The 13,612-nt window shown below is 62.3% G+C and carries 10 protein-coding genes; 3 read left to right on the top strand and 7 right to left on the bottom strand.

Annotated elements, in window-relative coordinates; translation table 11 throughout:
• Positions 1–1,224 (bottom strand): aminotransferase class III-fold pyridoxal phosphate-dependent enzyme, encoded by a 1,224-nt coding sequence (locus P0M12_RS25795; protein ID WP_058039339.1) that lies wholly within the window; start codon positions 1,222–1,224, stop codon positions 1–3.
• A gap of 132 nt (positions 1,225–1,356) precedes the next feature.
• On the opposite strand from P0M12_RS25795, the gene P0M12_RS25790 reads away from it, so the two are divergent.
• The gene (locus P0M12_RS25790) at positions 1,357–1,674 is read left to right on the top strand and encodes a DUF2322 family protein (RefSeq protein ID WP_030535540.1); all 318 of its coding nucleotides are present in this window, start codon (positions 1,357–1,359) and stop codon (positions 1,672–1,674) included.
• On the opposite strand, the gene P0M12_RS25785 is transcribed toward P0M12_RS25790, so the two are convergent.
• Positions 1,645–2,274, bottom strand: coding sequence for a Pr6Pr family membrane protein (locus P0M12_RS25785; protein ID WP_054827528.1), 630 nt, complete (start codon positions 2,272–2,274; stop codon positions 1,645–1,647). The genes P0M12_RS25790 and P0M12_RS25785 overlap by 30 nt on opposite strands.
• A 101-nt stretch (positions 2,275–2,375) precedes the next feature.
• Between P0M12_RS25785 and hrpA the strand changes: the two genes are divergently transcribed.
• Complete coding sequence (gene hrpA, locus P0M12_RS25780; protein ID WP_054188524.1) at positions 2,376–6,281, top strand: ATP-dependent RNA helicase HrpA; 3,906 nt, start codon at positions 2,376–2,378, stop codon at positions 6,279–6,281.
• A gap of 286 nt (positions 6,282–6,567) precedes the next feature.
• On the opposite strand, the gene nrdR is transcribed toward hrpA, so the two are convergent.
• Both nrdR and P0M12_RS25770 read right to left on the bottom strand, forming a co-directional pair.
• Positions 6,568–7,065 (bottom strand): transcriptional regulator NrdR, encoded by a 498-nt coding sequence (gene nrdR / locus P0M12_RS25775; protein ID WP_030535543.1) that lies wholly within the window; start codon positions 7,063–7,065, stop codon positions 6,568–6,570.
• Between the two features lie 194 nt (positions 7,066–7,259).
• Positions 7,260–7,973 (bottom strand): LysM peptidoglycan-binding domain-containing protein, encoded by a 714-nt coding sequence (locus P0M12_RS25770; RefSeq protein ID WP_030535544.1) that lies wholly within the window; start codon positions 7,971–7,973, stop codon positions 7,260–7,262.
• 282 nt (positions 7,974–8,255) lie between these two features.
• Between P0M12_RS25770 and lexA the strand changes: the two genes are divergently transcribed.
• Complete coding sequence (gene lexA / locus P0M12_RS25765) at positions 8,256–8,984, top strand: transcriptional repressor LexA (RefSeq protein WP_007735195.1); 729 nt, start codon at positions 8,256–8,258, stop codon at positions 8,982–8,984.
• 93 nt (positions 8,985–9,077) lie between these two features.
• Here the strand turns inward: lexA and P0M12_RS25760 are convergent, their stop codons facing one another.
• From P0M12_RS25760 to P0M12_RS25750, 3 genes are all read right to left on the bottom strand, one after another.
• On the bottom strand, positions 9,078–10,220 hold the full coding sequence (locus P0M12_RS25760) for an acyl-CoA dehydrogenase family protein (RefSeq protein WP_007735194.1): 1,143 nt from the start codon (positions 10,218–10,220) through the stop codon (positions 9,078–9,080).
• Between the two features lie 189 nt (positions 10,221–10,409).
• A complete protein-coding gene (locus tag P0M12_RS25755; RefSeq protein ID WP_020907537.1) occupies positions 10,410–11,690 on the bottom strand; it encodes a solute carrier family 23 protein in 1,281 nt (426 codons plus the stop codon).
• Positions 11,691–11,765: 75 nt separating this feature from the next.
• A complete protein-coding gene (locus P0M12_RS25750; RefSeq protein WP_277377046.1) occupies positions 11,766–13,439 on the bottom strand; it encodes a putative PEP-binding protein in 1,674 nt (557 codons plus the stop codon).
• Positions 13,440–13,612: the final 173 nt, after the last annotated feature.

Here is a 13,612-nt window from a genome sequence, read left to right as displayed (position 1 = left end):
TCAGCCGAGGGCTGCGAGGATCCCTGCTGCCATCTCCGCGACCTGATCATCGGTCATGACGAACGTCGGCGAAATCTGCATCGCACCCTGACCCGCCGCGCGACCCGAAATACCGTGCTCACGAAGCGTCTTCACAAACGGCAACGCCTCCGCCGGATCAGCCAACTGCACCGCAGCAACCGCACCGAGCCCACTACGAACCTCCGCCACCCGCGGATGCTCCGCCAACGGCTGCAGATGCGTATGCAACGACGCCTCCAAACGCTTCGACTCCGCGAGCAGATTCTCACGCTCGAGAATGTCCAGGTTCGCCATCGCCGCCGCAGCAGCACCGGCATGCCCGCCGTAGGTGTACCCATGGCGCCACCACGAACCCGCATAGAACGGCTCCGCCACCCGCGGCGCGATGAACACCGCACCCATCGGAACGTAACCCGACGTCAAACCCTTTGCCGTGGTCATCATGTCGGGCTGCAAATCGAAACGGGTGGACGCGAACCACTCACCACCGATCCGGCCGAAACCGGTCACGACCTCGTCGACGACAAACAGAATGTCGTGCTCACGGCAGATGTCACGCACCTCGGCCAGATACCCCTCCGGCGGCAGATACACCCCACCCGCACCGATGATCGGCTCCGCGAAGAACGCAGCGATCTTGTTCGCACCGATCTTCTCGATCAACTCGAGCAGGCTCTTCGCATCGTCCCAGCCGACGGTCGCCGCATCCGCCATCAGCTCGCCGTACCCCTCACGGTTCACCGGAATACCAGCGAGAGCCGTTCCGGCAACGTGCATTCCGTGATACGCCTTCTGGCGTCCGACGATGATCGTCTTCTCCGGCTGCCCCACCTCGTGCCAGTACCGGCGAGCCAGCTTCGCCGCAGTGTCCACCGAATCCGAACCACCCGAGGTGAAGAAGATCTTGCTCCCGGCAACCGGCGCGATGGCCGCCAACCGCTCGGCCAACACCTGCGTGGTTTCGGGAACAAAATCACCGAAGTTGGAGAAATGAGCGATCTTCGACAACTGAGCCGCTACCGCATCCGCGATCTCCGTGCGCCCGTGCCCGACATTGGTGAACCACAGGCCCGCCGTCGCATCCAGATACCGAGTGCCCTCGCGGTCCCAGATGTACGCGCCCTCACCGCGTGAGACGACAAACGCGCCGTTCTTCTCCACAGCGCCCATGTCCGCGAACCCGTGCCACAATGCCGAAGCCATCATTGTCCCCTTCGAATACAAACGATGCTGGTGTGCAAACGATGTGCTGCGACTATATCGACACCAGGAATCCGCGCACGACGGCGCTCGCCCGGCACCGGCTTTCACGGGCGCACCCGTAATCTGTCGACCATGACTTTTGCCGACAATCTTGCAGCACTGCCCGCCATCGATCATCTGGCCGCCATCGAGGTACTCGACGCCGACGGAACCGTCCTCGACACCGTCGAGAACAAGCCCGGAAAGTCCGGCTCGGTCAAGGTGTACAACCATCTCGCTCAGGTCTACGGCGCGCTGACACCCGAAGCCGCCTCGGCAGGATTGACGATCTTCGCCGAGCACACCGAGGACGCCCGGGCGAACCCCGGTAAGCACCCGAACGTGGACCGCCTCGAGCAGGTGCTCGCCTCCGGCAATCCCCTAGGACTTCGCAGCGTTCCGTCCGCGTAACCCGGCTCCCAGCCGTCCGACGGCATTGACCGCCAACGCCATCAGGGCCATCGCGATGCCCAGTACGATGAATCCGATGAACAGGGCCAGATAGCCCTGGTGGCGAGGATCCATGAACGGATACGGATACCAGTCGACGATCGGCCCTCGAATCAACGTGTACACGCCGTACACGACCGGGAACAGCAACCACTGCAGTGAACGTGCTTCGGAGATCCTGTGCCTCGAGGCGAAGAACACCCAGTCGAGCAGCATGACCAACGGAAGAATCCGATGCAGTGCCGAGTTGATCCAGGCATCGTTCAAATTGACGTCGATATCTGCCAGGAGGACGGCATAGATGATGCCGGTGATCACCATGTACAGCGTCACCGCCCCGCGGATCGACTGCCACGCCTGCGATTGTGGATCTCGAATTGCACCGATCAGCAACACGATCACTGCAAGAATGTTGCTCTCGATGGTGAAGTAGCTCAGATAGTTCGACAGAGACAGCTCAGCCGCGTCACGGATCGGGATCCACAGCAAAGCGGCAAGTCCGAACACAGCAAACAACAGTCTCAGGGCTCGCACGGCGATCGGCGTCGACAAGACAGGCACCGATGACTCATTTGCGGTATTTGTCGTCACTGGTCGATATTTGCACATCAGCACGATCTGCGAGCGGTAGTTGTGAACGCGTTCGATAGGCTGTCATCAGCATGTCTACAACACCACCGGCCCCGCTCTCCCCCAAGCGGAGTGACCTGAAGAGCGCGCTGGCGCAGGTCTCACTCCGCGACGAGAGTCGACTCCGTCGCAAACTCGACCGTGCCCGCACACCAGACGCTTTGGTGGCGCTGGCCGAGGAAATCGAAACGGCGCGCACGCGGTTGGCCGCACGCTCCGCCAATGTTCCCGCAGTCTCGTATCCGGAAGCTCTGCCCGTCAGTCAGCGCAAGGACGACATCGCGACCGCGATCTCGGAGAATCAGGTTGTCATCGTCGCCGGCGAGACCGGCTCGGGTAAGACAACCCAGATCCCGAAGATCTGTCTCGAACTCGGACGTGGCGTCCGCGGTCTGATCGGACACACACAGCCGCGCCGGTTGGCAGCACGCACCGTTGCCGAACGTATCGCCGAAGAACTCGACACCGAACTCGGCGACGCCGTCGGATACACCGTGCGCTTCACCGACCAGGTCTCGGACCGCACCTACGTCAAGCTCATGACCGACGGCATTCTCCTGGCCGAAATTCAGCGCGACCGTATGCTCCGACGCTACGACACGCTGATCATCGACGAAGCGCACGAACGCAGCCTCAACATCGACTTCATCCTCGGTTACCTGGCTCAGCTGCTCCCCCGCCGACCCGATCTCAAGGTCATCATCACGTCGGCGACCATCGATCCCGAGCGCTTCGCCAAGCACTTCGCTGTCGACGGTAAGCCCGCGCCGATCGTCGAGGTATCCGGGCGAACATTCCCTGTCGAAATGCGTTACCGGCCACTGACCGTCGAATCCGGCGACATCACCTTCGACCGCGATCCCGTCGACGCGGTCTGCGAGGCGGTCGACGAGCTGAGCGCGGAGGGCGAAGGCGACATCTTGGTCTTCCTCTCCGGCGAACGCGAAATTCGCGACACCGCAGATGCTTTACGCGATCGGCGTCTTCGCAACACCGAAATCGTCCCGCTGTACGCGCGGCTGTCTGCCGCCGAGCAACACAAAGTGTTCTCGCCGCACACCGGCCGACGCGTCGTCCTTGCCACCAACGTGGCCGAGACCTCGCTGACCGTTCCCGGCATTCGGTACGTCGTCGATCCGGGAACCGCGCGCATTTCGCGATATTCGGTGCGCACCAAGGTTCAGCGGTTGCCGATCGAGCCCATTTCGCAGGCGTCAGCTCGTCAGCGTTCCGGGCGTTGCGGCCGCGTCGCCGAAGGAATCTGCATCCGCCTGTATTCCGAGGAGGACTTCGAGTCACGGCCGGCATTCACCGAACCGGAGATCCTGCGAACCAACCTCGCATCCGTGATCTTGCAGATGACGGCCCTCGGCCTGGGCGACATCGCGGCATTCCCCTTCGTCGAACCGCCGGACCAGCGCGCCGTGAAGGACGGAATCGGACTCCTCGAGGAACTCGGCGCCATCGCGCGAGGTTCCGAGGCCAGCCACCCCGAACTGACGCCGGTCGGCCGCGAGCTGGCCCAGATTCCGGTGGATCCGCGGATGGCACGGATGCTGGTGGAAGCCAAGAACAACGGTTGCCTTCACGAAACCCTTGTCATCGTCGCGGCGTTGTCGATCCAGGACGTTCGCGAGCGGCCCGCCGAGTTCCAGCAAGCCGCCGACGAAAAGCACGCCCGCTTCAACGTCGAGAACTCCGACTTCCTGGCCTACCTGAAACTGTGGGACTACTTACGCGAACAACGTAACGATCTGTCCTCCAACCAGTTTCGCAAGATGTGCCGGAACGAGTTCCTGCACTGGCTCCGCATCCGCGAATGGCAGGATCTGCACGGGCAACTCCGGCAGATCACCCGCGGTCTCGGCTGGACAGTGGGAGAGACACCGGCAAGCGAGAACGCGATCCATCAGTCGCTCCTTGCCGGATTGCTCTCGCATATCGGGCTACGCGAGGGTGAGAAGCGGGACTACCTCGGCGCCAGGGGCAGCCACTTCGCGATCTTCCCCGGATCGGGACTGTTCAAGAAGCCACCACGCTGGGTCATGGCCGCCGAACTCGTGGAAACGTCGAGGCTGTGGGCGCGCATGTCCGCGCGTATCGAACCCGAGTGGGCTGAAAAGCTCGCCCCGCACCTGGTGAAACGGACCTATTCCGAACCGCACTGGTCCTCCAAGCGCGGCTCGGCGATGGCATACGAGCGGGTCACTCTCTACGGAGTTCCTCTGGTAACCGGCCGCGCAGTGACGTACTCACGAATCGATCCCGAGGCCTCTCGCGATCTCTTCATCCGCCATGCGCTCGTGCAGGGCGAATGGCAGACGAACCACAAGTTCTTCCACGAAAACCGTGCACTCCTCGACAACGTCGAAGAACTCGAGAACCGCGCGCGCCGACGCGACATCCTCGTCGACGACGAAACTCTCTACGAGTTCTACGACGAACGTATCGGCCAGGAAGCCGTATCCGCCAAGCATTTCGACCAGTGGTGGAAGACCGAGCGGCGCAAGAATCCGAGTCTGCTGACTTTCACACCGGAAACGGTGGTCAACTCCGACGCAGCTGCAGTACTGGGCGGCGAGTACCCGGACGCCTGGCGCCAAGGCGACATGCAGTTTCCACTCACTTACCAATTCGAGCCGGGAAAAGACGACGACGGCGTCAGCGCGCACATCCCGGTCGGCCTGCTCGCGCAACTTCAGCCGGTCGGCTTCGACTGGTTGGTCCCCGGTATGCGCGTCGATCTCGTTACCGCTCTGATCAAGACGTTGCCCAAGAACATTCGACGCGCTGTCGTTCCGGCTCCGGATTATGCCGCCGCAGCATTGGCAGCAGTCAAACCTCGATCCGAGCCGTTGATGACCGCAATGGCCCGCGAACTCTCGCACTTGGGCGGGATCCAGATCGACGCCAAGGACTTCGATCCCGCCGCGCTGCCCGACCATCTTCGGATGACATTTGTCGTCGAGGACGAATCGGGCAAGGTTCTCGCGAAGGGTAAGGATCTGGCGCAGCTACGACGCACGCTCGCCCCGCGCGTGCAGAAGGAAGTGGCCAAGGCGGCAACCGGAACCGAACGGGCAGCGGCAACCGTCTGGACATCCGAAACGCTGGGCGCATTGGAACAGACCATCACTCGCTCCATCGGCGGACAGCAGGTGACCGGCTACCCAGCTCTGGTGCCGGAGAACGGCGGAGTTGCCGTTCGTGTCCTGAGTACGCCGGCCGCGCAGGCGCAGGCGATGAGGGAAGGTACGCGGGCGCTTCTCCTCGCGGCCGTTCCCACCCAACTCAAGGCAGTGACCGCCGGCTTGTCGAACACGCAGCGTCTGGCTCTCGGCCAGAATCCGGACGGCGGCTTGGAGGCCCTCGTCGAAGATTGCCGGGTGGCAGCTGCCAACGAAGTGATCGCGGCTCACGGTGGACCGGTACGCACGCCTGAAGCGTTCGATGCCCTGGTGAAGATCGCACGCTCCGAACTGGCCGGACGCGTTTCCGCGATCCTGCGCATGATTGTTCCGATCCTCGAACAAGCACACCGACTGAGCGTCGTGCTGGACCGCTCGCGCGGCGAGGCAGCCGACGACGTCCGAGAACAGTTGACCTCACTGCTGTTTCCGGGATTTGTCGCCGAACTGGGATCGGCCCGCCTACGCGATTTACCGCGGTATCTCGCCGCAGCAAAATTCCGTCTCGAAGCTCTGCCCGCAAGTGCACAACGAGATCAGCAGGCGATGGATGTCCTCGACCGGGTGTACGCAGCGTACGACCGGTTGTTGAGTTCGCTTCCCGAAGAGCGTCGCACTGCTCGAGATGTCGACGCGATCAGTTGGATGATCGAGGAACTGCGCGTGAGCCTGTTTGCGCAGTCCCTCGGTACACCCACACCGATTTCCGAAAAGCGAGTCCTGAAAGCTATCGAAGCGATCAAGCGTTGATGTTCGGCGGGAATTGCGCGATCAGTAGATTGTCTGAATGTTGACGTTGGTGAGGAAACCGCCAAAGGTGGCAACAGTGTTGGCGAACCCGAGGGTTACCAGGCTGTTCACGACTCCGAGAACTGCAACTAAGTTCATAACGCCTCCGTGAAGATCCGAGATGCGGACGAACGTACCTGGTAGACACTAAGCGAATAACGTGCCCGATTTGTTCGATTGTTCGCTTTGTGTTCTCAGCGTTACCTAAGACCGCTCTGTGCTCTCAGCGTTATCTGAGGCGAAGGCCTCAGTCGACGGAAACGGTCTCGGCGCCGGGAGCCTTCTCGGCGGCACGGGTCTCTGCATGCTCGCGCATGTCGGTGATCTCACGTTCGAAATCCGCAGCCGAGCTGAAGGACTTGTACACCGATGCGAATCGCAGGTAGGCGACTTCGTCGAGATTTCGAAGCGGATCGAGGATCGCGAGCCCTACCTCGTTACTGGGAATTTCGGCAGAACCCGAAGCTCGAACGGCATCTTCAACCTGTTGGGCGAGCAAATTCAGCGAATCGTTGTCCACTTGGCGGCCCTGGCATGCGCGACGCACACCTTTGACAACCTTTTCTCGGCTGAAAGGCTCCGTGACGCCGCTGCGCTTCACGACCGAGAGAACTGCCGTCTCGACCGTGGTGAATCGGCGGCCACACTCGGGGCACGAACGGCGCCGCCTGATCGCCTGGCCCTCGTCGGCCTCGCGCGAATCGACCACTCGGGAATCAGGGTGCCGGCAGAACGGGCAATGCATCGGGGTTCCTTCGTTGTCGCCGAAATGGCCGCAACTCAGATTCGCTACCGACTGCAAATCCTCCGACGATTTACAGAGCAGATCCACGTACTCAACGCGACCACCCGAGGTGGTGGGACTGTCAAGTGGACAGCTTACTCGCTGTGAACGGACTGCTCTCACGCTCGGTACGCCCCCGCCTGGTACGGGGTAGGTCAGCGCCCCGAGGCCGGCACGATCAGCGTTTGTCCCACTGACAGTCCGGAACTCGACATCGCATTGAGATCCATGATCTGCTCGATCACCGAACCGACCGCCTGGCCAGGTGCAACCTTGGCAGCAATATCACTGAGGGATTCACCCGCGGCAACGCGAACCACTTCGGTCGCGCCGTTTGTCGCAGCTACGTCACCACTCGACAAAGCGCCGATCCCCACCAACGCCAACACTGCGAATGCGGTGAATACGGCGCCCAGGAAAACCGTCTTCCAACTGACATCCTCGGCGGCCACTTCATGTTCGACCCGTGACACACCGACCCTGTTTCGGTGCGCGAAACTTCCTCCGTACGGGCGTGACGAATCGTGCTCGCTGTCCCACCGGCGAGGAGATTCGCGCAATGAACGCGAACCTGAAACCGCGCCCACCGCCGGAACCCGGCGAACGACGGCCGCCTGCGGTTCGTTGTCGACATCCCTGGCCACGCCATGCATTTCGGCCGCTCCGCGCCGTTCGAAGGACACAGCGTCTGCATCGGGCCCATAGAACGAGGGGTGGTACTTCAGTGCCGACGTACCGTCGAAACCAAACGCGTCGAAACCAATCGCGTCGTCGAAAACCCTGTTGCTTTTCAGTGCTGCGTTACCCATCGTGACCTCCGCTGGTCGACACCGATCGATGTGTTCGATCATGCGTTCGATGGAACGCATGTTCGAATTTCTACCACGCCTGGCCGACAATGTCTCTACTTGGAGCGACACGAATCGAACAGATGTTTGAAACCGCGAGCAAATCCGGCTAGATTCGTGTCAGACCACACAGCGGGAATTGCGAAAGCCTCCGTGTTTGTCGACAGCTCGAATGTTGGCAGGAGGCACCGACAGGTTTCTGCGCGACTTGCACCAGGCACTTTTGCAGGCAGTTTTCAGACACGACTTGTTCAGACACGACTTCTTCAGACACGACTTCTTCAGACACGGAGGCAACAGGCCATGAAGGACGATCGCTCCAGCACAGCCGCGGAGGCAGGAGCTTCTGCAGTTCCGTCTCCGTCGAGCGAGACGCTCACCGAGCGTCAGCGGCGCGTTCTCGAAGTGATCCGCGATTCGGTGACGGAGCGCGGGTATCCGCCGAGCATTCGCGAAATCGGGGATGCGGTGGGGCTTACCTCCACGTCGTCGGTCGCGCATCAACTGCGAACGTTGGAGCGCAAGGGCTTCCTTCGACGCGATCCCAATCGCCCTCGTGCAGTCGATGTTCGGGGTCTCGACGAGGTTGCGGCCGATACCGCCATCGCGTCGGTGTCGAAGCATTCCGGCGAGTACAACAGTGCCGACCCGCTGCCAGAGCCGGCGTTCGTCCCCATCCTGGGCCGCATCGCTGCCGGCGGACCGATCCTCGCCGAGGAAGCTGTGGAGGATGTGTTTCCACTCCCCCGCGAGCTCGTCGGCCAAGGTTCGCTCTTCATGCTCAAGGTTGTCGGTGAGTCGATGATCGATGCAGCGATCTGCGATGGCGACTGGGTTGTCGTCCGTCAGCAGAACGTCGCCGAGAACGGTGACATCGTGGCCGCAATGATCGACGGCGAAGCCACCGTGAAGACGTTCAAGCGTACGAAGAAGGAGGTGTGGCTGATGCCGCACAACGACCTCTTCGAGCCGATTCCCGGCAACAACGCCGTCATCTTGGGCAAGGTTGTCACGGTCATGCGGAAGATCTGAATTCGCTCGCATCCCACGACCTAAAGACTCTGGGCCCCGGCATCAGCCGGGGCCCAGAGTCTTTACGTGACGATCAGCGGTCCATCACCCGAATCAGAGGTTCAGCGAGCGTCCGATGATCTCCTTCATGATCTCGGTTGTGCCACCGTAGATGGTCTGCACACGAGAGTCCATGTACGCCTTGGCAACCGGGTATTCCTTCATGTAGCCGTAGCCTCCGTGCAGCTGGAGGCAGCGGTCGATGAGCTTGACCTGAGCTTCGGTGGTCCACCACTTTGCCATCGCAGCTTCCTGCACGGTCAGCTTCTCGGCATTGAGCTGCTCGATGAACTTGTCCACCAGGATGCGCACTGCCGTGGTCTCCGTTGCCAATTCGGCCAGTACGAATCGGGTGTTCTGGAAGCTGCCGATCGACTTGCCGAATGCCTTGCGGTCACGGCAGTACTGGATCGTGCTCTCGAGAACCGATTCCATTGCGGCGGCAGCAACGACGGCGATCGAGAGTCGTTCCTGGGGAAGGTTCTTCATCAAGTAGAAGAAGCCCATTCCCTCTTCGCCCAGCAGGTTGGCAGCGGGAACGCGTACGTCGGTGAAGCTGAGTTCGGCGGTGTCCTGAGCCTTCATGCCGATCTTGTCGAGATTGCGTCCACGCTCGAAGCCGGGCATGTCCCGCTCGACCACGAGGAGGCTGAAGCCCTGAGCACCCTTGTCCGGGTCGGTGCACGCAACAACGATGATGATGTCGGCGTTGATTCCGTTGGTGATGAAGGTCTTCGAACCGTTGAGTACCCAGTGGTCCCCGTCGCGAACTGCTTTCGTCTTGATGCCCTGCAGGTCGCTACCGGTACCCGGTTCGGTCATCGCGATCGCCGAGATCAGCTCACCCGACGCGAATCCGGGTAGCCAACGCTGCTTCTGCTCCTCGTTGGTCAACTCCAGGAGGTACGGCGCCACCACGTCGTTGTGCAGCGTGAAGCCGATACCACTGAAGCCACCCTTGGTGGTTTCCTCGGTGATGATCGCGTTGTAGCGGAAATCCTTGACACCGCCGCCGCCGAATTCCTCAGGTACCGCGGTTCCCAGGAATCCCTGCTTTCCGGCCTCGACCCAGACGTCACGATCGACGATGTTCTGCTCTTCCCACTTCTCGTGGTTCGGTGCCACGTGCTGTGCCAAGAACTTCTGGTACGACTCCCGGAAGAGTTCATGTTCCGGTTCGAACAGGGTGCGCTCCACGCCGACTCCTTGCAATTCGATATACGGCACTTCAGTGATGTACCCGGTGGGGACGATGTACCCGGTCGGGATGTTTTCGCTGAGACTGGGCACGCCGAAGTTCGCGGGCCCACGTCACTGCCTCCGACGGTAGAACCTGTTGCGATACCCGTCGATGACCCGAACGATCACGATTCGTGACTGTAGCGGTTATCTGTTACTCGAAGTACGGAATTTGGCGAGGTATCGCATGATCGGGTAGGCGACCAGGATGCCGATCGACCCCCAAGCGATGCCGCCCAGCTCGACCGAACCAATGGTCAGCGTCAGGTTCCCGATGCCGGCAACCAGTGCGGCAGCGGCGACGGTCAGGTTGACCGGATCGGTGAAGTCCACCTTCGCTTCCATCCAGATGCGCACACCGAGAATGCCGATGAGTCCGTAGAGAACCATCGTCGCACCGCCGATGACGCCGTTCGGAACCGTGAAGACCAGTGCACCGAATTTGGGCGAAAATGCCAGGATCACGGCGGTGGCGGCCGCTACCCAGTACGCCGCGGTCGAGTACACACGCGTCGCTGCCATGACACCGATGTTCTCGGCATACGTGGTGGTTCCGGATCCGCCGCCGGCGCCCGCCAAGGTCGTGGCGAGACCGTCTGCAAACAGCGCATTGCCGGCCAGGTCATCGAGGGACTTCCCCGTCATGGCCGATACCGCCTTGACGTGTCCGACGTTCTCGGCGACCAGAACGATCACCACGGGCAGCGCGAGCACGATCACCGACCAGTCGAACGACGGTCCGTGCAGACTCGGCAGCCCGAACCAGTCGGCTTCGCGCAGAGCGGACACTCGTTCACTGTCGAGACCACCGATGACCGCGGCGAAGACCCAGCCGATCACGACGCCGACCAGAATGCCCAACCGGCCGAGCAGCCCGGGACCGACGACCGTGACCAGCAGGATCGAAACGAGCGTCACCGTGGCGATCAGCGGCTGCGATTCGAAGGAACCGACCGCCGTCGGAGCGAGGTTGAGACCGATCAGCGCGACGACGGCGCCTGTCACTACCGGCGGCATGACGGCGTCGATGACCCGGCTGCCGATCAGACGTACGGCGACGCCGATCAACATCAACACGATGCCGACGGCCATGACGGCACCGAGCTGCGCGGCCGGGCCCGATCCTGCCGACGCTGTCAGCGGGGCGATGAACGCGAAGGACGAACCGAGATAGCTCGGGATCCGGCCCCGGGTGATGAGCAGGAACAGCGCGGTGCCGATACCCGAGAACAACAGCGTCGTCGTGACGGGGAAGCCGGTGATGGTCGGAACGAGCAGTGTCGCTCCGAACATCGCGATGACGTGTTGCATCCCGATTCCGATGGTGCGCGGCCAACTCAGTCGTTCGTCCGGCGCCACGACGGCTCCGTCGGCGATCCGCTTGCCGTCTCCGTGGACAGTCCAGCCGATTCCGCCGGCCCCGGTCATTGTTTCTCGTTCGATCACAGGTCGAAATACTAGAGGTCAGGCGCTCGGTCTCCGACCGAGACCAACGAAACCAGTTCAGCTGATTGCGTCGGCCGCCGCTTTGCGCGCTGCCACCGGATCACCGGTTGCCAGCACCGCCGCCGCAGCCGCCTCACATTGCGCCATGGTGACTGACCCGACCTTCGCTCCCACACCCGCGACCGACGCCGCAGCGCACGACAGCGAGGAAACTCCGAGTCCGGCCAGAACACACGCCAACAGTGGATCGGCGGCCGCCTCACCGCAGACGCCGACGCGCTTGCCTGCCGCCTGACCTGCCTGGGCCGTACGTGCGACAAGGGCGAGCACCGCGGGCTGCCACGGATCGGTCAGGTCGGCGAGTTCGGAGGACATCCGATCAGCGGCCATCGTGTACTGAGCGAGGTCGTTGGTACCGATCGAGAGGAATTCGACGTGTTCGAGAATCTGGTCGGCCAACAGCGCCGCCGCCGGGATCTCCACCATCACACCGGGAACAAGATCGCGTGCCCGCACCGCATCGGCAAAACGTTTCGCCTCGGCCGGGGTGGCGATCATCGGTGCCATGACCCACGGGGACGAGTTGGTCGACGCCGCGGCTGCCGCGATCGCGTCGAGCTGGCGGTCGAGAATTCCCATGTCCTGCCAGGCGATTCGGACCCCACGAACGCCGAGGGCCGGATTCGCTTCCTCTTGATGGTTGGCGAATTTGAGCGGCTTGTCCGAACCCGCGTCCAACGTGCGAATGATGACCTTCTTTCCTGCGAAGGCCTCGAGAACTTCGGCGTAGATCGCCGCCTGCTCGTCTACGGTCGGTTCGGTCTCACGGCCGAGGAAGCAGAGTTCGGTCCGGAAGAGCCCGATGCCTCCCGCTGCGGTCAACGCCGCGGCGCGAGCGCCCGCGCCGTCTTGAACATTGGCGAGAACGTCTACCGGCCGACCGTCCGACGTCCGGCCTGGTCCGGTCCACGTGCTGACGCGTTCGCGATCGATCCGGGATTGTTCGACCAGTTCGCGCGCCTGTTCGGGATCCGGCTCCGCGATCACGTCGCCGGTGGTTCCGTCGATCAGAATCGGTGTTCCGGCCGCGATGGATTCCAATTCCTTCGCAGCCACGATGCACGGGATGCCCAACTGCCTCGCGATGATTGCCGTGTGGCTGGTCGGGCCGCCGAAGATGGTCACGAGACCGATGATCTTGGTTGCATCGAGGCCCGCGGTGTCCGCAGGAGCCAGATCGTCCGCGCACAGCACCGACGGCGTCTCGGGCATCGGAACTCCGGGTTCGGGCAATCCGGAGAGTTCGGCGATCACGCGGTCGCGGATGTCCTCGAGATCGGTGACGCGCTCGGCCATCACACCGCCGACCTTGGTGAACAGCACCACGAACTGCTCCGTCGCGGCGATCGCAGCCTGCACCGGGGGCACTCCGCCGGCGATCGACTTCTTTGCCGCCCCGATCCAGCCGCGATCGGCTGCCATCGCCGCGTTGGCCTGCAAGACCTCGGCGGCCGCGCCTGTGGCTTCGGCAGCCCGTCCGAGAAGGCGGTTCTCGACAGCCTTCGCTGCTGCGACGAAGGCGTCTGCAGCGGCCTCTCGATCGGCCTCGCCGAGTGCGGGCGCATCGGTGACGAGTTCTGGTCGGCTGGACGGCCAGATAGCCGGGCCGTAGGCAATTCCGGGCACGACGGGGGTGCCGTGCACGGTGATTCGGTTGAGCTGTTCGGTCATCTGTCCTCCTTGAGCGATGGGCCCGGTGTCACACCGGATCACCTCGAGCGCGTAAAGCCCTCACCTTCGTTGTGACGAAGATTACTCCCAAGTCTTGACATGTCAACACACTCGGGCGTAAAACAACATAAAGCAACATTCACTGTGATCCACAACGCACCGTCGGATCACAT

This window comes from Rhodococcus sp. RCBS9 (genome assembly GCF_029457415.1).
Lineage (GTDB): Bacteria > Actinomycetota > Actinomycetes > Mycobacteriales > Mycobacteriaceae > Rhodococcus_F > Rhodococcus_F qingshengii.
This window is presented reverse-complemented; position numbering and strand designations above follow the sequence as displayed.